Origin of the sequence: Shinella yambaruensis, assembly GCF_050859155.1 — a bacterium.
In the GTDB taxonomy this organism is placed as follows: Bacteria; Pseudomonadota; Alphaproteobacteria; order Rhizobiales; family Rhizobiaceae; genus Shinella; species Shinella yambaruensis.
This window is the reverse complement of the sequence record NZ_CP150638.1, coordinates 4541142-4561904: the sequence shown is the minus strand read 5'-3', so window position 1 is coordinate 4561904 and position 20763 is coordinate 4541142. Positions and strand designations below refer to the sequence as shown.

Here is a 20763-nt window from a genome sequence, read left to right as displayed (position 1 = left end):
AGAAGGCGGGCCGCCTCCCCCGGGTGGCGGCCCGATCCATACATGACAGAACGCCCCGCCCGCCCTCTGCTCGCGGCTCTTGCCGCGGTGTCCGTCGTGGTGGGCGTTTTCGTTCTGGGACCTGCCCATTCCACCGGCCGCGGGCGCGATGACCTCTCGGAAAAGGATCGCAAGCGCGTCGCCGCGGTGACGGCGCTAACGACGGATTTTTCCAAGGCCGAAGCCTATGAGGCGATGTCCGGCGGGGCGGCGACCTCGCTTGCATCCGTCAACGTCAACAGCTTCTCCCACTTCTCCGAGAACCTCACCTTCGCGGAGGAAGAAACGTTCAAGCTCGGCAATGCGCTCTTCCAGAAACTCTGGGTCTCCTCGCCCTCCTCCACCCAGGCCTCCGACGGGCTGGGACCGCTCTACAATGCGCGCTCCTGCCAGACATGCCACATCAAGGACGGCCGTGGCCATCCGCCGGAGGGCGCCGCCGAGGCGACGTCGATGTTCCTGCGCCTCGCCCGCGCGGCAAGGACGCCGGAGGACGAGGCGGCGCTGAAAAGTTTTCGCGAGATGAGCCTGCCGGATCCGATCTACGGCCGCCAGCTTCAGGATCTCGCCATACCCGGCCTCAAGGCCGAGGGCCGCATGGTGATCGACTATACCGAGGAGCCGGTGACGCTTGCCGGCGGCGAGGTCGTCACGCTGCGCCGGCCGACATATTCCGTCGCCGATCTCGCCTATGGCGACCTCGATGCCACGACGACGCTCTCGCCGCGCGTCACCCAGCCGATGCTCGGCCTCGGCCTCGTCCAGGCGATCCACGAGGCGGATATTCTCGCCCTTGCCGACCCCGACGACAAGGATGGCGACGGCATCAGCGGCAAGGCGGCCATCGCCATCGATCCGAAGACGGGCAAGGAGGCGCTCGGCCGGTTCGGCTGGAAGGCGCAGTCGGCCACCGTGCGCCAGCAGAGCGCCGACGCCTTCGCCTTCGACATCGGCCTTTCGACGCCGGACGTGCCGCTGCATCAGGGCGACTGCACGCCCGCGCAAAAAGCCTGCCTCGACCGGCCCGACGGCGTGCAGAAGCGGCTCGGCGATGCCGAAGCCCCGCCGCCGGTGATGGACCTCGTCACCTTCTATGCGGAGAACCTTGCCGTGCCGGCGCGGCGCAGGGCGAGTTTCGCCGAAACGCTGAACGGCAAGCGCATCTTCTACGAGACGGGCTGTACAAGCTGCCATCAACCGAAATTCGTCACCCGGCGCGATGCCGGCAACAAGGCCCATGCCTTCCAGCTCATCTGGCCCTATTCCGATTTCCTGCTGCACGACATGGGCGAGGGCCTTGCCGACGGGCAGGCGGTCGGCGTGGCGACCGGGCGGGAATGGCGCACGCCGCCGCTCTGGGGCATCGGCCTTACAAAAACCGTCAACGGCCATACGTTCTTCCTGCATGACGGGCGCGCCCGCAACCTCACCGAGGCCATCCTCTGGCACGGCGGGGAGGCTGAGGCGGCACGCGACCGCTTCGCCGCGCTGGAAAAACACGACCGCGACGCCCTTCTGACTTTTTTGGAGAGCCTCTGATGCCCATCCGGCGCCCCTCTTTCCGTCGTTTCGCCGCGCTTTTCGAAAGCATCGCGCCCACTTTTGGGGAGGCTCACCCCCCTCTGCCCTGCCGGGCATCTCCCCCTCAAGGGGGGAGATTGGATGGAGCGCTGTCTCGCCTCTCTCTAGCGGTGCGGTTTGAGCAAGGTTCTTGCTTCTTGCCGATCTCCCCCCCTGAGGAGGAGATGCCCGGCAGGGCAGAGGGGCGGCGGCGACTGCCGACCCTGCTTCTCGCCGCCGGCCTGATGCTCTCCGCCGCCCTGCCGGCGCTGGCGCAGGAGGGCGAGGCGCCCGTGCCGCCCGCGCTGACGGACGAGAGCGTGGTCGGCATCATGACGCACGCGGTCGACGAGGTGATCCGCCCCGGCTACCGCCGCTTCCAGGCCTCCGCCGGCATGCTCGCCGAAACGACCGCCGCCTTCTGCAAGGCGCCCTCCGAAGGCGGCCGCAAGACGGTCGACGATGCCTTCCGGCAGGCGGTTGCCGACTGGGGGCGCATCGAGATCGTGCGCATCGGCCCGGTCATCGACGACAACCGCTTCGAGCGCATCCTCTTCTACCCCGACCGCAAGAGCACCGGCCTGAAGCAGGTTCAGGCGCTGCTGCAGAAGGCCGACGAAGCGGATACGGACGCCGCGGCCATGGCCGGCAAGAGCGTCGCGATCCAGGGATTTGGCGCGCTCGAATTCGCGCTCTACGGCACCGGCGCGGAAACGCTGATGGCGACGCCGGACAGCTTCCGCTGCCGTTATGCCGCCGCCGTCGCCCGCCATATCGAGACGACGGCCGGTCAGCTCGTCGCGGCCTGGGACGCGCCCGACGGCGTGCAGCGGGACTGGAAACATCCCGGCCCGCAGAACCCGGTCTTCCGCACCGGCAAGGAGGCGATCACCGCACTCCTCGGCATCCTCGTTCACGGCGCGGAGGCGGTGCGCGACCAGCGCATCGAGACCTTCTACCGCAACGGCGGCACGACACGCCCGAAATCGGCGGTCTTCTGGCGTTCCGGCAACACCTGGACCTCGATCAACGCCAATATCGAGGGCCTGCAGACGCTGTTCGACACATCGGGCATGGCCGATCTCATCGATCCGAACTTCGTCTCCATCGCCGGCAATGTCGATTTCGTGCTGAAAGCCCTGCGCCGCGTCGCGCCGACCATCGATCCCGATATCGAAAAGGCCGTCTCGACGCCGGAAGAACAACAGAAGATCGCCTTCCTCCTCGTCAACACGCGCGACCTCATCCTGCGCCTCAACACCGAATATGGCGGGGCGATCGGGCTCGGCGCCGGCTTCTCCTTCGCGGACGGCGACTGATGCGGGCCGCGGGCACCCGGAGCGCGCTTGTCGACCGCCGCGTCTTCCTGCGCATGGCGGGCGCCGCCTGGGTCGCGGCGCTCGGGACCCGTCCGTCCTTCGCGCTGTCGCAGACCGACGCCGTCTTCGCGTCCGGCTACATGGAGCGCGACGGGAGCTTCGGCATCGCGGTGCTGGCCGAGGACGGCACACTCATAGAGAAGACGCCGCTGCCGGCCCGCAGCCACGGCATGGCCTTTTCGCCCGCGACCGGCCACCTCGTCGCCTTCGCGCGGCGTCCGGGTACCTTCGCGCTGATCATCGACCGCGGCGGCGGGGCATCGCCCGTGACGATCGCCAGCGCCGAGGACCGGCATTTCTTCGGCCACGGCTGCTTTTCGCCGGATGGAAAAATCCTCTATGCCAGCGAGAACGATTTCGACGCCGGGCGCGGCGTCATCGGCCTCTATGACGCCGGCGACGGCTACCGCCGCATCGGCGAATATTCGACCTACGGCATCGGCACGCACGATCTCTCCGTCAGCGACGACGGCCGCCTGCTGATCGCCGCGAATGGCGGCATCGAGACCCATCCGGATTTCGGCCGCACCAAGCTCAATCTCGACCACATGGAGCCCTCGCTCGCCCTGATCGACGCGGCAACCGGCGCGCTCGTCGAGCGCCATGCGCTGCCGGAGACGCTGCGCCAGCTTTCCACCCGCCATATCGACCTCGACGACAGGGGACGCATCTGGTTCGCCTGCCAGTACGAGGGGCCGCGCAACGACCTGCCGCCGCTCGTCGGCCATTTCTCCAGGGGCGAGGACCTGGTGTTCCTCTCCCTGCCGGAGGAGACCACGATCGGCCTTGCCAACTATGTCGGCGCCATTGCGGTCAACCGGCGCGAGGGCCTTGTCGGCCTCACCTCGCCGAACGGCGGGCGTTTCGTCGTGCTCGAGGCGGCAAGCGGCCGGGTGCTGCGGGAGGAGGCCATCGCCGAGGCCGCCGGCATCGCTGCGGCGCCGCGGGGCTTTGCGGTCTCCTCCTATGACGGCCGCTTTGCCGGCAGCCGGGACGCCGTCGCCTGGGACCAGCACATCGCCGGCCTGATGCCGCGCCGCTGATCCCGCCCCTGGACGGCGGCGCGCGCCGCGCTACCTCCCGGGCATGAAAAACAAGCCCCTCGTCTATCTCGCCTTCATCATCCTCGTTCTCGGCGGCGGCCTCCTCATCGGAGCCAACAACATTCCCGACGAATGGTACCGCTCGCTCGCCAAACCGATCTTCACCCCGCCCGACTGGGTCTTCGCGCCGGCCTGGAGCCTTCTCTACACCATCATCGGCGTGGTCGGCGCCCGGACCTGGCTGACGCTGCGCCGTTCGATGGCGATGCGCCTCTGGTTCGCCCAACTCGTCTTCAACTTCGCCTGGTCGCCCGCCTTCTTCGGCCTGCGCGACCCGGCATCCGCGATGATCATCATCCTCGGCCTGCTCATCTCCGTCGCCGCCTTCATCATCGCCTCCTGGCGGCAGGATCGCACGGCGGCGCTCCTCTTCGTGCCCTATCTCGCCTGGGTGGCCTTCGCGACGGCGCTGAACGCGGCAATCCTCCTCCTGAACTGAAAGGCGCTTGCAGTGCAGCATGCGCCGTGCAAACGTTCGGCCATCCTTGCCCATCCCGGCGGCGCGCCGGCAGACCTGGTTGCACCATGACCGATTTTCCACCGGCCGATTTCGCCGACCGCATCACCCGAAGCTTTGCCCGGCAGGCGGCGATGCGGCTCATCGGCGCCGAACTGACGCGCATCGAGCACGGCACGGTGGAGATCGAGCTGCCCTTCGACGAGAAGCTGACGCAGCAGCACGGCTTCCTCCATGCCGGCGTCATCTCCGCCGTGCTCGACACGGCCTGCGGCTATGCCGCCTATTCGGTGATCGACGCGGATGCCGCGATCCTCACCATCGAGTTCAAGGTCAACCTCATGTCGCCGGGGCGCGGCGAGCGCTTCCTCTTTCGCGGCGAGGTCACCAAGCCGGGCTCCAACATCATCGTCGCCGACGGGCGCGGTTATGCCATCTCGGATGGCCCGGCAAAGCTCATCGCCACGATGACGGGCACGATGATGGTGGTGCGCGGACGCGAGGACATCGCCGGATGAGCGTTTCCCTCAAGGCCGTCGGCCCGCACCGCATCCTCTATGTCATGGCCGTCGACGCCGAATACGGCCCCCATCTGAAAGCCCGCATCACGCCCTTCATGACCGGGGTCGGCCCGGTGGAGGCGGCCGTGCAGCTGACGCTCGCGCTCTGCCACTTGGAAGCCGAGGGCAGTCTCCCCGACCTCGTCGTCTCGCTCGGCTCGGCCGGCTCGGCGACATTGGAGCAGACCGGCGTCTACCAGGCGACCTCCGTCTCCTATCGCGACATGGACGCCTCGCCGCTGGGCTTCACCCGCGGCGCGACGCCCTTCCTCGACCTGCCGGTGGAGGTGCCGCTTCCCCTTCGCATTCCCGGCATATCCGAGGCGCGCCTTTCGACCGGCGCCGACATCGTCTCGGGCGCCGCCTATGCGGGCATCGACGCGGACATGGTGGAGATGGAGACCTTCGCGGAATTGCGCGCCTGCCAGGCCTTCGGCGTCAAGCTCGTCGGCCTGCGCGGCATTTCCGACGGCAAGGCAGAACTCAGCCATATCGGCGACTGGACGGAGTACCTCCATGTCATCGACGAAAAGCTCGCCGAGGCCGTCGACCGGCTGGAAGCGGCCATCGCCGACGGGACCGTCGTGCTGAAGGGCTGAAGATCCGGCATTTCCCCGTTGCGCGGCGGCAGGATTTTCATTAAAGGCTCGCCATGACCCAGACAGCTCATCCCGACAGCGTTCTCATCATCGATTTCGGCAGCCAGGTGACCCAGCTCATCGGGCGGCGCGTGCGCGAGGCAGGCGTCTATTGCGAGATCATCCCCTTCCAGTCGGCGGAAGAGGCCTTCCACCGCATGCAGCCGAAGGCGATCATCTTCTCCGGCGGTCCCGCATCGGTGCTCGACCAGGGCAGCCCGCGCGCACCGCAGGTCGTCTTCGATTCGGGCCTGCCGATCCTCGGCATCTGCTACGGCCAGCAGACGCTCGCCACCCAGCTCGGCGGCACCGTCGAGGGCGGCCACGCCCGTGAATTCGGCCGCGCCGACGTCGAGATCCTGAAGTCGAGCCCGCTTTTCGAGGGCTTCTGGGAGGTCGGCCGGAAATACCCGGTCTGGATGAGCCACGGCGACCGCGTCACCGTCGCACCCGAGGGTTTCGAGATCATCGGCGTTTCCGAAAACGCCCCCTTCGCCATCTGCGTCAACGAGGCGAAGCGCTACTACACGACGATGTTCCATCCGGAAGTGGTGCACACGCCCGACGGCGCCAAGCTGCTCTCCAACTTCGTGCACAAGATCGCCGGCATCAAGGGCGACTGGTCGATGTCGGCCTACCGCGCGCGCGCCGTCGAGGCGATCCGCGAGCAGGTCGGCGACAAGCGCGTCATCTGCGCGCTGTCGGGCGGCGTCGACAGCTCCGTCGCGGCCCTCCTCATCCATGAGGCCGTGGGCGCGCAGCTCACCTGCATCCTCGTCGACCACGGCCTGATGCGCAAGAACGAGGCGGCCGACGTCGTCGCCATGTTCCGCGAACACTACAACCTGCATCTCATCCATGTCGACGCCGTGGACCGTTTCGTCGGCGAGCTGGAAGGCGTTTCCGACCCGGAAACCAAGCGCAAGATCATCGGCCGCCTGTTCATCGAGGTGTTCGAGGAAGAGGCATCGAAGCTCGGCGGCGCGGATTTCCTCGCCCAGGGCACGCTCTACCCCGATGTCATCGAAAGCGTCTCCTTCACCGGCGGCCCCTCGGTCACCATCAAGTCGCACCACAATGTCGGCGGCCTGCCCGAGCGCATGAACATGAAGCTCGTCGAGCCGCTGCGCGAGCTCTTCAAGGACGAGGTGCGCGTGCTCGGCCGCGAACTCGGCCTGCCGGACAGTTTCATCGGTCGCCATCCCTTCCCAGGACCGGGCCTTGCCATCCGCTGCCCGGGCGGCATCACCCGCGACAAGCTGGAGATCCTGCGCGAGGCCGACGCCATCTATCTCGACGAGATCCGCAAGGCCGGCCTGTACGACAAGATCTGGCAGGCCTTCGCCGTGCTGCTTCCGGTCCAGACGGTCGGCGTCATGGGCGACGGGCGCACCTACGAATTCGTCTGCGCGCTGCGCGCCGTCACCTCCGTCGACGGCATGACCGCCGACTTCTACCACTACGACATGAACTTCCTCGGCCGCGCCGCCACCCGCATCATCAACGAGGTCCGCGGCATCAACCGCGTCGTCTACGACGTGACCTCGAAGCCACCGGGGACGATCGAGTGGGAGTGAATTAAGGTCGTTTCAGACCATCTCGCTCCGTGCCAAAAATCGCGCGACCCCGTTGAATAGTAAGGATTATTTTTCTTACCCCGTATCGCTGCATGTCACCCCAACCCAGCCACTTTGTTGGTAGCGATGTTGGTATGCGTTTGCCCCCAGACCGGATGCGGATTTATGGGCGATCTTACTGGATAAAGAACTGAAAAATCTGAAGCCGAGGGCCAAGCTGTACAAGGTGACGGACCGCGACGGAATGCACGCCGCCGTTACCCGACCGGAGTCATCTCGTTCCGGTATCAGTACCGGGTGAACGGGCGGCAGGAGGTCTTGACCATCGGCCGATATAGCGCCGAGGCAGCGCGCAAGCTGACACGCGCGCCTGATGCGCAGGACTACGGAATGGAAGTGTCGCTTGCGGAGGCGAGGACGTTGCTGGCGCGGGCCAGGCATCAAGTCGAGCGGGGCGAGTCGCCGTCGAAAGCCAAGGTGGAGAAGCGCACCGCGTCGGCCGCAGCGTTGACGTTCGGCGGATGGGCGGAAGCCTACTTCAAACATAAGGCCGATCCCAAGTCGGGGGCCGAGAAACTGGCTGACAGCACCTTGGCGATGCGCCGATCCGTCTATGGCCGCGCGATTGCAGGCGAGTTGTCGAAGCTCAAGCTGGCGGAGGTGACGCCGCAACGCCTCAAACGCCTATGTGATGAGGTTAAGGAGAAGCGCGGGCCGGCCGTCGCCGTGCATATCCGTGAGGTCGTGTTGCTGGTGTTCCGTCACGCCCAAGGAAGCGGACTGGATGTGAGCAACCCGGCTGAGTCGATCCGCATCAGCGCCATCGCCACGTTCGAGCCACGCGACCGTGCACTGTCGCCGTCCGAGGTTCGTGCGGTCCTGGCGGCTTTGGATCATGTGTCGGCGGCGCCTACGCTGCGCTTGGCGGTGGAGTTCGTCCTGCTGACCGGCGTCCGCAAGTCGGAGTTCATCGACGCCATATGGAAAGAAATCGACTTCACCGCCGCGCGCTGGACGATCCCGGCCGAGCGTATGAAGGCCGGCAAGGCGCATGTCGTCCCGCTGAGCGATCAGGCGCTCGACATTCTGACGGCGTTCCGCACCATGTTCGGCAACAGTCGATACCTTCACCCCGGCCGATATGACGGCGATACGCCTATCAGCAACGCGACGCTCAACCGCGTGATCGACACGGTCGTAGAGCGCATCCGGGAGACTTATCCTGACTTTCAGAGCTTTGGCGTTCACGACCTGCGCCGCACGTTCTCGACCGGCTTGAATCGCGCCAAGTTCGATGATCGTTGGATCGAGATGAGCTTGGCCCACGCGCCCCGGAACCGGATCGCGGCCGTCTATAATGTGAACCGCTACCTCGCCGAGCGGAGGATCATGCTTCAGTGCTGGGCTGACATGCTCGACGCTTGGGTGAAGGGCGAATCCGCAAAGGAGTTGATCGCCGACGCGAAGCAACGTGCCGCCGAGGTCCACGACGGTAACCGCCCGATTGTCACCGCCTGCCCGATAGCGGCCTGATTGGCTAAGACACGTCATTAGCGACGTCGTTAATGACGTGTCTTGGGCGAGGTAAGGAATGCGTGTGGAAATTCTCGGCAAGGAGCGGCGGCGGCGCTGGAGTGACGAGACGAAGCTGGAAGTTGTGATGTCAGTTGGTCTCGACGGGGCGACGGTGAGTGAGGTTGCCTGTCGGCACGACGTGATGCGGCAGCAAATTTACGCCTGGCGGCATGAGCTGAAGAAGAAAGGCCTGTTGCCGCCGACTGCCGATACAGTGTTTCTTCCCGTCGACATATCCGTCATGCCTGGTGCGGCGCTCGCGCGCGAGGAGGCGGAGCGTGCATCCGCAATGATCGAATTGCGGTTGAACCATGGGCGCAGCCTTCGCTTCGACAGCGGCGTGGATGGGACGGTCCTGACCCACCTCATCCGGGCGGTTGAAGCGGCATGATCGGGCCTGGGACAGGTGTTCGTGTTTATCTCGCCTGCGGTGTCACGGACATGCGAAAGGGCATTGAGGGCCTTGCTGCCTTGACGCAGGATGTGCTGCGCCAGAAGCCGACGGGAGGTGCTGTCTTTGCGTTCCGGGGGCGTCGTGGTGACCGTTTGAAACTTCTTTATTTTGATGGCCAAGGCTTCTGCCTCTATTACAAGGTCTTGCAGAAGGGGCGGTTTCCGTGGCCATCCGCCGCTGATGGGACGGCGCGGCTGACATCGGCGCAAATGGCGATGTTGTGGGAGGGCATTGACTGGCGGCGGCCGGACTGGGGCGCCCCTCCGGCCCGTGTTTGTTGATTTTATCTCACTGAATTTACATGTTTTTATGGATATTGAACCTGACCTGTGGTAGTCAGGTTCATGTCGAATGCGAGCCAAAATCTTCCCGATGATCCGGCCTTCCTGAAGGCGATGATCGCCGCGCTTGAGGCGCAAAACGCGAAGATGTCGGCGACCTTGCAGGCGCATGATCAGTTGATCCAGTCCCTGCGGCTGCGCATCGCCAGGCTGAAGAAGCATGGCTTCGGCAAATCGTCGGAAAAGATCGAACGGGAAATCCAGCAGTTGGAACTGGCGCTGGAGGACCTGATGATTGCCGCCTCGGAAAGCAGCAGCGAGCCTCTCACCGAGATCGAGGAAGCGGCGCCTGCCGCGTCTGAGGCAATCATGCCGGAAAAGACCATGCGCCGCCGTCCGCGCGTGTCGGACAAGGCCGTTCGCGAGCGCAGGGAACTCGATCCCGGCGCGCACTGCCCCGCTTGCGGTGGCGAATTGCGGCTTGTCGGTGAAGACGTCAGCGAAATCCTTGACATGATCGCCGCGCAGATGAAGGTCATCGAGATTGCCCGGCTGAAGAAGTCCTGCCGCTGCTGCGAGAAGATGGTGCAGTTGCCCGCGCCCAGCCGCCCCATCCCGGGCAGCATGGCGGGCGCTGGACTGCTCGCCTACATCCTGGTCTCGAAGTTCGACGACCACCTGCCGCTCTATCGCCTGAACGAAATCTTTGCCCGCATGGGCGTTGATATCCCTGACAGCACGTTGGTCGATTGGTGTGGCCGCGCCATGCGGGTGCTCCTGCCACTGATCGAGTTGATCGAGGCGGCGATCATGAGCAGTGATCTTCTCCACGCCGACGACACGCCGATCCGGGTTCTGGATCGCTCTCTGCGCGACAAGGGGCTGGGGAAAGGGGTGAAGAAGGGCAGGCTCTGGACTTATGTCCGGGACCAACGCCCATGGGCGGGCGCAGCTCCGCCCGGTGCGGTCTATTATTTTGCTCCCGACTGGAAGGAAGAGCACGTTCACCGTCACCTCAGCCAAGCGAGCGGCATCCTTCAGGCCGATGGCTACAAGGGCTACGCGAAGTTATATGGGGCCGGACCGGACGGGACACGCCGCTTCCGGGAGGCTTCATGCTGGGCGCATTGGCGGCGCGACTTCCACGATATCTGGGCCTCGAACAAATCCGAGATTGCCCGCGAGGCGCTCGACCGTATCGGTGCGCTTTACGACATCGAGCGCGAGGTTGCAGGCAAGTCTGCCGATATCCGTCTTGCCGCGCGCCAGAAGCACAGTAAGGCAAAGGTCGAAGCATTGCGCGTCTGGGCTGAAGCGCAACTGACCCGCATCCCCGGCAAGAGCGATCTGGCCGGCGCTTTCCGCTACGGCTTGAGCAGGTGGTCCTCATTCTGCCTGTTCCTGGAAGATGGCCGTGTCGCAATCGATAACAACGCCGCCGAGCGGGCGTTGCGTCCTGTCGGCGTTGGAAGACGAAACTGGCTCTTCGCGGGTGCCGACACTGGAGCAGAGACCCTGGCGCGGGCCATGACGATTATCGAAACTGCCAAGATGAATGGCCTCGATCCGCAGGCCTATCTGGCTGACGTGCTCGACCGCATTCAGGATCACAAGATCAATCGCCTCGCCGAACTGCTCCCCTGGAACTGGAAGCCGACAGCGGCGATCATCTGCGCCGAGGCCGCCTGATGGCAACGGTCAGATTCGTCTTCACCATCGACTATGTCGCCGAAATCCTCGAAGAGGACGTCGACCTCCTCCGGGAGATCATCAGCAATGATGACAACCTGACCTATGGCAATATCATCAGCGTCGTGACCGGTGACGACGAGAGTACGTCAGCTTTGACAGACGATGGCGTTGACGAACTCAGGCAGATGCTCAGCGACGCGCGTAGGTCTGCGGAAACATGGCAAGAGTTCCTCGATTGCTTCGTCCTCGACGAAGAGATCGTCGAGCGTGTCAGGACATATTCCCCACGGTAACAATCGGGCGGTTACCCACGACGACGAACTGGATGACGATCTCTGAACTACGTGAGGCTCGCGTCCATTCTGTCACTCGTTGATATTGTGGCCCGCCAGCCGACAGGGTCGGCGATCTTGCGATCGATGGTGGAACGGGACAGCCCGGTCCGAGCGAGAACGGTCCTCAAGCGGATAATGCGGTCTGGTTGACGCATGGTTGCACTGCCTCCTGCTGGCTGTTCCTGACGATTGCAGGGACCAGACAGAGCAACGATTTATCGTTGTGCAAGAGCTATTTACCCGCAGTAGGGCTATGGCGGGCAAACGGCGGCAAATAGGAAAATTCTAGTGCCGAGGTTTCAGGCCACGGAGGTTGATACCGTGTATGAAGATGAGTTCCACTGTCGATATCAAGCCTGATTCGATTAGCTACGCACACGAGGTACAGGAGGCCGACACTGGTTAAATCATTAGGATCAGCTAGCGGCGGGTCTCCTCCTTACCCTGTAACTTTCAAGCGCTCCCGGGCAGGACCTCGGAAGCGCTTTCGTAGTCAACTCAAAGACGTGCTACGGTATCGGCTAGTGCCGTCTTCGCGTTGTCGAGGTAGTCCTTCTTCACCTGAACGCGGTGACCATTCACCGTCTGCTTACCAACTTGAACCTGCGACATCGGTTGACCTTTAGCAAAGGCCACAACGCCGGTCGTTCCGAAATCACGCATTTCAGTAAAACCGTCCTTGACGTTGGTGAAGGTGAATATCTCAGGATTGGTTTTGAGAAGGGCCGTAACGTCGCGCTCAATCGCCGTTAGCACGGCGGCGTAGGCGGACGCGGCTCCCATATACTGCGTCAGCCGGTTCTTAATGATAAGATGCACTTTTGGGAGTTCGCGTCCTGCCTCACGCAATTTGGTGGCGAATGCAAAGGCCAAGTAGATGTCCGATGGAAGCTTCAGGCCATAGACAAGGGAGAAGGCGTTTTGAATGGCGCGCCGAGAAGAATCGTCCGCCATTACCGGCAGGACCAAGCGTTCCGACGCTGCCAGCGCAATCTGGGTATAAAGCGAGAAGCTCGGATTACAATCGAAGAATATCACATTGTATTCGTGTTCGATGGGGCCGATGAAATCACGGAGCCAGTCGATCACCGCGATCCACGGGTTCGAGCCGGGAATTTGGTTGTTTGCCAGCGTGTTTACCGCATTTGACTGCAACTCGAGCAGGGGATCACCACATACGAGGTCGATATTTTCAGGGATCGCTGCGTTGAATTGGTGGGGATTGGTGATGAAGTCCGCAGGCGTGAAAGGCGGAACAGTGTACGGTGAGGGCAGCCGCAACTGAAAGTAGCCGCCGATGCTGCACCGGGGCACTAGACCCTGCTGAGCGAGAAGCTTTTCGCTTCCCTTGTAGTTGAGGCCGCCAAGCATCAATTCCGAAAGATTCGCCTGCGGGCAGACATCAACCGCGAGAATCCGTTCGTCAGGATGTGTCTCTGCATAAAGGTTGATGGACTGGAACGCCAAACTCGTCTTGCCTGTGCCTCCCTTATTGTTCCAAAACGCGTATTTTTTCACCATTCCCTGCCCTCCTGGACGATTGCGAGTTCAATAAGGACAACATTGTGTCCAAATTGGACAATGTAAAGTACTATATGGACGATTAGCTTGGCATGCCCCCCGTAAGAGCTGACGAGGTGTTGGGGAAAGGTGGTCGTGCAGGATCGCAACTGCTGCGTCGTTGGCGCTGCATCTGGGACGGCGAGCGGCTAAAGACTCTTGGAGGAATCCTGTTAGCGACACCACTATGGCACCTGCTGCACCGCGATAGATATAACCAAAGCAGGCCAGTTCTACAGTCCGAGACTCCGGCCCCCTGCTGAGGTCGATGCCGTGGGTGAAGGCGAGTTCCCGGCCAAGGCTGCGGCCTGATTCGATACCGATGCCGAGTTCGCGCTTGCGATTGGCGAGCAGGGATTCCAGTTGCGGGTCGCGTTCGAGGCTCTTTGCCATGTCGCCCATGACGGATTTGGTGGCTTTGTAACCGGAGATGTTGCCCGCCTCATACTGGCGGTGGCCGGTGTGTTTGAGTTCATGCCAGCGTTCCACGAAGCGATCCGCGCGGCGCTGCGGATCGGTGAGGATTTCGGTTTCCAGTTGCAGGGCGCGGATGGCGCGATTGACCCCGCCCGATGCCGCCTCCGTCGCAAGCTCGGGGTTTTTCTTGTAGGCGGCTTCGGCATCGTGTGAGCCATACGGCCGCACGTCCTCGAAGGCGGCGCGGGCCTCGTGCAGTTCCTGAACCTGCTCTGGGCTGGCCTTGCCGCCCTGTTCCTGCGCTGCGAAGATCGTATCCACCGCGCGGGCATGGCGAACCAGCGCCCGCGTGCGGGCGCTGCGCAAGACTTCCTGAGGGTCTTCCCCGGTATGCCTCTCCGCCTCGGCCTTTCCGGCTGTTCCCCTTTCCGGCTGCTGTGCGACGTTGGGGCCAGGCACTCCGTCACCGAGAGAACGCAAGCCGTCGAGCATCCCATTAACGGCATCGCGCACCCGTTCCGGCACCAGCTTACGCATGATCTGGACGACGCGGGCGCGGAAGGTGATGCCGCGCCGCTCGGCATAATCCTGTGTCGGGTCGCGCCGTTCATAGTCGGTCGCCATGTCCTTGGCCCGGTCACGCGACAGGGTGTTGATGAGCTTGTCCTAACTGGCAAAGTCGTCGCGGCAATAATGCAGGTCCATGCCATCACGGCGGCGGGACATGGCGACATAGCTGCCGTGGGCGTCCATTCCGGGTGTCGCCAGCAATGCGTCCGGTCCACGGTCATGCCTTGCGCCTTGTGGATCGTCGCGGCATAGCCGTGGTCTATGCGGTCGTAGTCTTTCAAGTCAAAGCTGATGCTTCGCCCGTCATCGGCGCGAACCGTCATGGATTGCGGGCTGACTTCCTCAACCATGCCGAGCGTGCCGTTCTTTACGCCAAGCCCGCGCTCGTTTTGCAAGAACATGACGCGATCCCCGGCGGCGAAGTGGTGTTCGCTGCGCTCGACTGTCACGCGCACGTCCTCGCCAAGATCGCCAGCCTCCCGCATCCTGTCGCGGGCGGCCTCGTTAAGTTCGCGCACCTCGGCATTGGTGTGGGTGAGAATGATGCGGCTGCTGTCCGGTGATGCCTGCCGGTCGCGGTCCCAGCGGTCGATTAACTCGTCACGCGCCTGCTGGCGGGTCGTGGCCTCATGCACCATGTCGTGCGCGTCATAGGCGTGGATGGCATGGCCCGCCCTACCGGTCGCCAGATCGCAGGTGGCGTCCCGCTGCCAGTCCTCACGCTGGCGGCGGACGGTTTCGATCTCGCCGCCGCCTTGGCGGTCGTGAATCGAGCGGAAGGCTGCGTCCGCCTCGATGGATTGGAGCTGCTGCGGATCGCCGACCAGCACCACCTTTGCGCCAGCCTCAGCGGCATGAGACAGCACACGTTCCATCTGTCGCGTGCCGACCATGCCCGCCTCGTCGATGACAAGCACATCGCGGCTGGTGAGCATGTCGCGGCCCTGCGCCCAGCCGTGTTCCATGCTGGCGATGGTGCGCGAGGCGATGCCAGAATCGCTTTCGAGATTTTCCGCCGCGATGCCGGACAGGGCAGCGCCGCGCACCTTATAGCCCGCCGCCTCCCATGCCTCGCGCGCCACGCCGAGTATGGCGCTCTTTCCCGTTCCAGCATAACCGACGACGATGCCAAGATCACGACCGTCCGTGACATGCGCCAGTGCCTCGGCCTGCTCGCCGGACAGGACAAGACCGCGCTGCTCGGCGCGCGCAAGGGCGTCGAGTCTGTTTTTCTCGCTGACCTCGTGCCGCTCCTTCTCGGCCATCAATTCCGCCGCACGGTGGAGCCGTTGTTCGACCTCGATCATGTCGCGGGTGGTGAACCGATCCTCGCCGCGTCCGTCCTGCCCAAGCTCGACCAGATCGGGCGCATTGCGGATCGCCCCCATGAGCTCGTTGAACTGGTCAATGCCATCGCTGTGCCGGTGCGCAAACATCGCCATGTCGCGCCGCGTGAAGGTCGATTGCTGATGCGTGATCGCGTCCAGCGCAACGGAAGGATCGGCGATGATCCACGCGCCGTTATTGCGCGCGATCTCCCGGTGCATGTCCGCGCGGTCGGCTATGTCCAGCCCTTCGCCCTCGATGCGCTGCGCAGGCGCGCCGATCTGCCTCTGCAGTTCAAGTTCGATCCCCTCCGCCTCAAGGCTGCGATGGTCGATGCGCGCGTCGATGTCGAGTTCGGCCAACCGCTCGTTGACATGCTCGGCCCAGCGTTCGCGCCAACGCTCCACCATCTCGGTGCGGTTCCAGTCCCGGACTTTCGGGCCGAAACCGTTCTCGTCCACCGAGCGCATGGTGAGCATGACATGGGCATGGGGTTTGGGCATCCCGTCCTCGCCGATGTCCCAATGCACATTCAGATCGGCAATCATGCCCTGATCGACAAACTCCGACTGCGCGAAGTCGCGGGCAAGCTCGATGCCCTGCGCCCGCGTCATCTCGCGCGGGATTGCAAACTCCACCTCGCGGGCAAGCTAGGCGTCCTTCCGCACCTCGAACGCCTCGACATCGTTCCAGAGCCGTTCGCGGCCGGACCATTGCTCCGGGGCGCCATCCGGCAGCAGCACCTCGGAATAGACGACACCACGCTTGGCGGAAAAGTCCTGCACGCGGTCGATGCGCTCGTCGCGCATACGCGAGGCCGAACGGTAGGCGGCGGATGCCACCGCGCTCGACCCGGCCTTGCGGCCGATGACCTTGACGTGAAGATGATAGATCGCCATGCGACGATCATCAGCACGGAAAGCCGCACGTCGGAACGACGTATAAGCGCGCCCTCCCTCGAAAAATCTCGGGATGGACCAGCCGGTCCCGCACCATCCCGACAACATAGAAGCAATCGGCCACGCGCTCAACTATCATCGCTCCATCAACAGCTTATGGAGGATGCAATGCGCAAGCCACGGAACTTCGATATGGAATTGAAGGCGCTTGAGGATAAGGCGCGGGAACTGAAAACTCGCAAGGTGCAGCAACTCGGCGAACTGATGATCGCCACGGTGGCGGACAGCCTCACCGCCGAGGAACTGGCTGGCGCGATGGTCGCGCTGGCGGAAACCAAGGACGCCGGAAAGAGAGAGGCATGGGCGAAACGCGGCGCTGCGTTCTTTCAGGGGCGGTCGCGGCGATCTGCACCAGCGCCTGACCGCGACGCTGGCGGCGTTCCAACGCAATTGGGCGGCGCACAGCCGGCATCAGGCGCAACGGGCGCGGCATGATATGCAAAGCTGGCAGGTCGAGCACCGCAAGAGAACACGGCATCTGATCGAACTCGGCGGGCTCGTCGTCAAGGCGGGCATCGTGAACCTGACCGGCGATGATCGTGCCATCATCTACGGCGCGATGCTCTGGATGACCGAAAAGCTCAAGAGCGAAGACGGTGAACACGCGCGCAATACATGGACGAAACTCGGAAAGATGGGATTCGAGATGGAACGTCCAACAGGCGTGCATAACACAACTCAACCGCAGCAGCATCGGGCGTGACCGATGGCGGGCGGCGCGGAGACCTCAAATATCGCAGCGCCGCCCGCCATCGCGCGGCACCGCAGCGCAAAAAATACGGTTCGGAGTCGAAATGAGGAAAGAGCAAGGCGCTACCATTCCGGCTGCCACGGATGGCTAACCGTCAGCGGCAAGTTCGCCATCGTCGAGAATGCGCTGCCTGCCCCCTCCTGGGACTATGTCAACTGATCCCATATCGTCAAAATCTATTTGGTTTCCTCAAAAATATCAATTTTTATTATGTCGCTGTTCGCCGCTAGGTTGGGATCGGTTCAGGATTCGACCGAGGCTCGACTTGGCAACAGAGATCAAAACGCACGAACAGACTATCGAGCGAGCGCAAGGCATCACCTATGCCTGTTGCGTCGTAGTCCTCTTCTCCGGCTTCGTGGTCGTGTCGCGCTTGGGTTTCTCGACAGTCCTAACTCTGCCTGACATCGCCGCGTTGCGCTTTGGAATTGGCGGGCTGATGCTTTCCCCGATCCTGATGAAGCATGGCTTGAGCGGCTTGCGGCTTCACGAGGCCGTCGCATTGGCGGTCTTGGGTGGACTAGGATTCGCCCTGCTCGCCTATGCCGGATTTGCACTCGCTCCTGCCGCGCACGGCGCTGTTTTGCTGCACGGCACCTTGTCTTTGACCACCGCCTTGCTCGTTTGGACCTTCGGCAGAAGTGTTCCAAGTGGAGGACGGATAGCCGGTCTTGCAATTATCGTTTCCGGCATCGCCGCTATGGCGTGGGACGGCTTCGCAAATGCCTCCATGTCATTGTTGATCGGCGATACCTGCCTGCTGCTCGCCTCGCTTTGCTGGTCCGGCTACGGCCTTTATGTCCGGCATCTAGGACTATCGGCCGTCCGCGCCGCCGCTCTGGTCGCGGTCATCTCGGCATTGATCTTCCTGCCCACATACGCGCTGCTGCCGGGCAAGATGCTGCTGGAAGCGCAATGGCGGGAACTTCTCTTGCAAAGCATCTTTCAAGGTATCCTGATCGGGGCCATTTCGATCTTCGTTTACACGCGCGCCGTCGCTCTGCTCGGAGCGAGCCAAGTTTCGCTTTTCACCGCGACCGTTCCGATCATTACCGTTTTCGCCGCGTTCATCCTCCTTTCGGAAGTCCCGAGCCTTTTCAGTTTGGCCGGCGTGGCTCTTGTCACCACCGGGATGGTGATCGCGTTGCGATCTTCAACATGAATTGTCCGATGAACGGCCACACCGAAAAGGAAGAACGATGGCTGACCGAAAGCATCATTACAACGTCAAGGTAACGTGGACCGGGGCCGGATTTCCCGGCGCTACCCATACAGCTCCGGCAAAGGCATATCCTGTCCCTGCGCGCGCTCGACGCCCGCCTGCGCGGCGAAAGCTACCGCACCATCACCGAAGTGCTGCTCGGATTCAGCGGCACGAAGGAGGATTGGGAAGTCGACACACGCAAGAACAAGACCCGCCGCCTCGTCACCCACGGCATCAAGATGATGCGCGGCGGCTATCGTCTCTTGCTGCACTATCCCATCAAACAGAGGGCCATTGAGCACGACAGCATCGCTGGGAATCCTTAGACTCCAAACCGCTCCCGCATTTCCCCGGCCTTCGCCCATTCGTCGCCAGGTATCCGGTCGATCAGTTCCTTCATCACCCTGACGAAGGTGGCCTTAAGCGTCTCGTCGGTGAGTGTCTTGGCGCGATCTGTTTGAAGCAACGGCCGCATGTCGGTGAAGAAGGTCGGATTGGCGAGTTTCTGAAACATGCGCTGCTGCGCCTCAGCCCTAGAAATCGTCACCTCTGCCTTTTCAAGGTAGAGCAGGAAACATTTGACGATCCGGGCGGTATCCAGTCCCTCGAACACGGTGAGCGCGTGATCGAGGTCGAACAGATCGCGGCCTTTGTTACGCTGAAGCAAGGCGCGCAGCTTTGTCGCCAGCATTTCCTCCCGTGAGAAAGTCGGGATTGCGGTCCGGCCGATGAACCACGGGTTTTCGACACCGAACGGAATCTCGATGGGCGGATCGTAGGCTTCCCGCTCGCGCGTGTTGATTTCAACCTTGAGATTGATACGCATGTCGGCGGGTTCGTTTTCAGCATCGACACGAAAGCGGAGTTTCGGAGCGACGGGGCTTGGATCGGACTTCGCTTTCCCGAGCCACGGCTCCAGCATGGCGCGAACACCGTCGAGGACCGGCCCAATCGGGCCGGCGCTCGTCCGCACGAGGTCGATGTCTTCCGAGTAGCGTAGCGGTGTGGGGAAATGCAGCTTGTTGAGCGCGGTGCCGCCCCGGAAGCGCAGTTCACCCCGCAGGAACGGATCGGAGAAGATGGCAACAAGCGCGCGGCTAATGATGAGGTCTTGCTCGACCTGTCGCTGGCTTGCCCACGGCGCGACGCGGCTCCAGGCGGTAATATAGTCCTGCGGGATCATTCGTCGATCTCGGGCGGCTGGCGAACGATCACGCGCCAGCATGCATCGCGTTCGGATGGCGGCGGCGACAAATCGGGATCGCCCCCCTGTTTGGGGTCGAGTTCGACCCACGGCAGCGGCCCGCGCGCCGACCGCGCCACTAACATTGCTTCCGCGATCTGCGGATGTCCCAGCCTTCGGAGCAGATGCCCGAGGCGCTGCACGACCGCCTTCTCGAAAGCGCCTGACAAGGAGGCGAGCTTTTCAGGTTGCAGCCGCTCGGCCAGTTCGGAAAGCACCGTCGCGATGTTATCCAGCCCAGCGCCGGACTGCGGATAGCGCACTAGGTCGAGCGCCGTCAGCTCCGGTGAGGACAGCTTCATATAGCCCGATGGCGTTTTGCGATCCTCGATCCCCGCCGCCACCGCCGCCATGTCCTTGCGGTAGGAAAATACGATCCGCGTCCGCCCGGCTTCGATGTCGGGCAGGAGCTTGTTCGTCACGACCTGAAACTCCATCACGGCTTGATGTGAAGCGCCGTGAACCGCCGCCGCCGTCAGCAGTCCCACATAGTAGGGCCGCTGCTCATGGCGCATGAGGGCGTCGATATACCATTCGGGCGGCGGCGCTCCCGTCGTGGCGTGCTGGGGCGGCACGATGACATAGAAGCCGCGCCGGGGCCGGAGAAGTTGGCCGCGCTGCTGCAAACGCTCGGCGGCGTCGAGGAATGCGCCCCGGCTGATGCCGATTTCCTTCTGCGCCTCGTCCGCGGAAAAGACTCCCCGGCCCCTGGCCAGCAGGCCGGAAGCGTAGGAGGATAGGGCGGATCGTTCGACTCGGATCATATCTCATTGTCCGCTCTTAGTGCGGAATTTTCAATATGATTCTATGACTCAATCATTTTTGAAAATCCACTTCAAGGCGGACTTTGCCATATGACTATGCGGCGACTCAGACCCTTTTGGCCTACACTCTCCCGACGCTCGTTTATGATGCGAACACGCTCATGGCTGGGAGAATTACTATATAGAATTCAGGATTCTAGTGCCCTTTCCCTTGGTGGTATCGCGGTTGGTATAGCTCTGGGGCGCGGACGGAAAACCCCAGTAGTCACAATAAGAAATAAAGCCCATTGACCATCGAGTGGGAGTGAGGGATCGCCGC

19 protein-coding genes and 2 pseudogenes are annotated in these 20763 nt (G+C 63.0%); 16 read left to right on the top strand and 5 right to left on the bottom strand.

All coding sequences use genetic code 11. From position 1 onward, the window contains the following. Positions 1-42: 42 nt before the first annotated feature. The 12 genes from WMC41_RS22200 (at position 43) to WMC41_RS22145 (ending at position 11608) form a co-directional block, all read left to right on the top strand. Entirely contained in the window at positions 43-1578 is a 1536-nt protein-coding gene (locus WMC41_RS22200) for a di-heme oxidoredictase family protein (RefSeq protein WP_432346458.1), read from the top strand. A gap of 206 nt (positions 1579-1784) precedes the next feature. Further along, complete coding sequence (locus tag WMC41_RS22195) at positions 1785-2918, top strand: imelysin family protein (RefSeq protein ID WP_432346456.1); 1134 nt, start codon at positions 1785-1787, stop codon at positions 2916-2918. After that, entirely contained in the window at positions 2918-4021 is a 1104-nt protein-coding gene (locus WMC41_RS22190) for a DUF1513 domain-containing protein (protein ID WP_432346454.1), read from the top strand. The genes WMC41_RS22195 and WMC41_RS22190 overlap by 1 nt, the downstream gene beginning before the upstream one ends. Positions 4022-4064: 43 nt before the next feature. After that, complete coding sequence (locus WMC41_RS22185) at positions 4065-4520, top strand: TspO/MBR family protein (RefSeq protein ID WP_432346452.1); 456 nt, start codon at positions 4065-4067, stop codon at positions 4518-4520. A gap of 86 nt (positions 4521-4606) precedes the next feature. Beyond that, positions 4607-5056, top strand: a complete 450-nt coding sequence (locus WMC41_RS22180) for a PaaI family thioesterase (protein WP_244767188.1) — start codon at positions 4607-4609, stop codon at positions 5054-5056. Further along, positions 5053-5697, top strand: coding sequence for a 5'-methylthioadenosine/S-adenosylhomocysteine nucleosidase (locus WMC41_RS22175; RefSeq protein ID WP_432346450.1), 645 nt, complete (start codon positions 5053-5055; stop codon positions 5695-5697). Before WMC41_RS22180 ends, WMC41_RS22175 begins: the two co-directional genes overlap by 4 nt. 53 nt (positions 5698-5750) lie before the next feature. Further along, on the top strand, positions 5751-7313 hold the full coding sequence (guaA, locus tag WMC41_RS22170) for a glutamine-hydrolyzing GMP synthase (RefSeq protein ID WP_432346448.1): 1563 nt from the start codon (positions 5751-5753) through the stop codon (positions 7311-7313). A 318-nt stretch (positions 7314-7631) separates the two neighbouring features. Beyond that, positions 7632-8846, top strand: coding sequence for a tyrosine-type recombinase/integrase (locus WMC41_RS22165; RefSeq protein WP_432346446.1), 1215 nt, complete (start codon positions 7632-7634; stop codon positions 8844-8846). Between the two features lie 58 nt (positions 8847-8904). Beyond that, a complete protein-coding gene (tnpA, locus tag WMC41_RS22160; protein WP_277920734.1) occupies positions 8905-9279 on the top strand; it encodes an IS66-like element accessory protein TnpA in 375 nt (124 codons plus the stop codon). Positions 9280-9329: 50 nt separating this feature from the next. Next, the gene (gene tnpB, locus WMC41_RS22155; protein WP_432343894.1) at positions 9330-9623 is read left to right on the top strand and encodes an IS66 family insertion sequence element accessory protein TnpB; all 294 of its coding nucleotides are present in this window, start codon (positions 9330-9332) and stop codon (positions 9621-9623) included. Positions 9624-9686: 63 nt separating this feature from the next. Then, positions 9687-11312, top strand: a complete 1626-nt coding sequence (gene tnpC, locus WMC41_RS22150) for an IS66 family transposase (RefSeq protein ID WP_432343892.1) — start codon at positions 9687-9689, stop codon at positions 11310-11312. Further along, positions 11312-11608: a hypothetical protein gene (locus WMC41_RS22145; protein ID WP_432346444.1), complete on the top strand. Its 297-nt coding sequence runs from the start codon at positions 11312-11314 to the stop codon at positions 11606-11608. Before tnpC ends, WMC41_RS22145 begins: the two co-directional genes overlap by 1 nt. A 47-nt stretch (positions 11609-11655) precedes the next feature. Here the strand turns inward: WMC41_RS22145 and WMC41_RS22140 are convergent, their stop codons facing one another. The 3 genes and pseudogenes from WMC41_RS22140 to traA form a co-directional block, all read right to left on the bottom strand. Further along, entirely contained in the window at positions 11656-11805 is a 150-nt protein-coding gene (locus WMC41_RS22140) for an AlpA family phage regulatory protein (RefSeq protein ID WP_398430374.1), read from the bottom strand. A 343-nt stretch (positions 11806-12148) separates the two neighbouring features. Continuing rightward, a complete protein-coding gene (locus WMC41_RS22135; protein ID WP_244767184.1) occupies positions 12149-13171 on the bottom strand; it encodes a ParA family protein in 1023 nt (340 codons plus the stop codon). Positions 13172-13462: 291 nt separating this feature from the next. After that, positions 13463-16422, bottom strand: a pseudogene (traA, locus tag WMC41_RS22130) (Ti-type conjugative transfer relaxase TraA); the annotation flags it as partial. Between the two features lie 168 nt (positions 16423-16590). Between traA and WMC41_RS22125 the strand changes: the two are divergent. The 4 genes and pseudogenes from WMC41_RS22125 to WMC41_RS22110 form a co-directional block, all read left to right on the top strand. Beyond that, positions 16591-16917 (top strand): conjugal transfer protein TraD, encoded by a 327-nt coding sequence (locus tag WMC41_RS22125; protein WP_432346441.1) that lies wholly within the window; start codon positions 16591-16593, stop codon positions 16915-16917. Position 16918: 1 nt separating this feature from the next. After that, positions 16919-17185, top strand: coding sequence for a conjugal transfer protein TraD (locus WMC41_RS22120; RefSeq protein WP_244767182.1), 267 nt, complete (start codon positions 16919-16921; stop codon positions 17183-17185). A gap of 313 nt (positions 17186-17498) precedes the next feature. After that, positions 17499-18395, top strand: a complete 897-nt coding sequence (locus WMC41_RS22115; protein ID WP_244767181.1) for a DMT family transporter — start codon at positions 17499-17501, stop codon at positions 18393-18395. A 74-nt stretch (positions 18396-18469) separates the two neighbouring features. Then, positions 18470-18763: pseudogene (locus WMC41_RS22110) on the top strand (DUF2285 domain-containing protein); the annotation flags it as partial. Here the strand turns inward: WMC41_RS22110 and WMC41_RS22105 are convergent. Together WMC41_RS22105 and WMC41_RS22100 are read right to left on the bottom strand one after the other, a co-directional pair. Further along, positions 18760-19620, bottom strand: a complete 861-nt coding sequence (locus WMC41_RS22105; protein ID WP_244767180.1) for a nucleotidyl transferase AbiEii/AbiGii toxin family protein — start codon at positions 19618-19620, stop codon at positions 18760-18762. The pseudogene WMC41_RS22110 and the gene WMC41_RS22105 sit on opposite strands and share 4 nt — an antisense overlap. After that, a complete protein-coding gene (locus WMC41_RS22100; RefSeq protein WP_432346438.1) occupies positions 19617-20444 on the bottom strand; it encodes a type IV toxin-antitoxin system AbiEi family antitoxin domain-containing protein in 828 nt (275 codons plus the stop codon). Before WMC41_RS22100 ends, WMC41_RS22105 begins: the two co-directional genes overlap by 4 nt. Between the last annotated feature and the right edge of the window lie 319 nt (positions 20445-20763).

Coding starts and splice junctions, on each gene's coding strand:
- WMC41_RS22100 (WP_432346438.1), bottom strand. CDS start 20,444: ATGATCCGAGTCGAACGATCCGCCCTATCCTCCTACGCTTCCGGCCTG.
- guaA (WP_432346448.1), top strand. CDS start 5,751: ATGACCCAGACAGCTCATCCCGACAGCGTTCTCATCATCGATTTCGGC.
- WMC41_RS22135 (WP_244767184.1), bottom strand. CDS start 13,171: ATGGTGAAAAAATACGCGTTTTGGAACAATAAGGGAGGCACAGGCAAG.
- WMC41_RS22120 (WP_244767182.1), top strand. CDS start 16,919: ATGCAAAGCTGGCAGGTCGAGCACCGCAAGAGAACACGGCATCTGATC.
- WMC41_RS22175 (WP_432346450.1), top strand. CDS start 5,053: ATGAGCGTTTCCCTCAAGGCCGTCGGCCCGCACCGCATCCTCTATGTC.
- tnpC (WP_432343892.1), top strand. CDS start 9,687: ATGTCGAATGCGAGCCAAAATCTTCCCGATGATCCGGCCTTCCTGAAG.
- WMC41_RS22140 (WP_398430374.1), bottom strand. CDS start 11,805: ATGCGTCAACCAGACCGCATTATCCGCTTGAGGACCGTTCTCGCTCGG.
- WMC41_RS22105 (WP_244767180.1), bottom strand. CDS start 19,620: ATGATCCCGCAGGACTATATTACCGCCTGGAGCCGCGTCGCGCCGTGG.
- WMC41_RS22125 (WP_432346441.1), top strand. CDS start 16,591: ATGCGCAAGCCACGGAACTTCGATATGGAATTGAAGGCGCTTGAGGAT.
- tnpB (WP_432343894.1), top strand. CDS start 9,330: ATGCGAAAGGGCATTGAGGGCCTTGCTGCCTTGACGCAGGATGTGCTG.
- tnpA (WP_277920734.1), top strand. CDS start 8,905: ATGCGTGTGGAAATTCTCGGCAAGGAGCGGCGGCGGCGCTGGAGTGAC.
- WMC41_RS22185 (WP_432346452.1), top strand. CDS start 4,065: ATGAAAAACAAGCCCCTCGTCTATCTCGCCTTCATCATCCTCGTTCTC.
- WMC41_RS22190 (WP_432346454.1), top strand. CDS start 2,918: ATGCGGGCCGCGGGCACCCGGAGCGCGCTTGTCGACCGCCGCGTCTTC.
- WMC41_RS22200 (WP_432346458.1), top strand. CDS start 43: ATGACAGAACGCCCCGCCCGCCCTCTGCTCGCGGCTCTTGCCGCGGTG.
- WMC41_RS22180 (WP_244767188.1), top strand. CDS start 4,607: ATGACCGATTTTCCACCGGCCGATTTCGCCGACCGCATCACCCGAAGC.
- WMC41_RS22145 (WP_432346444.1), top strand. CDS start 11,312: ATGGCAACGGTCAGATTCGTCTTCACCATCGACTATGTCGCCGAAATC.
- WMC41_RS22195 (WP_432346456.1), top strand. CDS start 1,785: ATGCCCGGCAGGGCAGAGGGGCGGCGGCGACTGCCGACCCTGCTTCTC.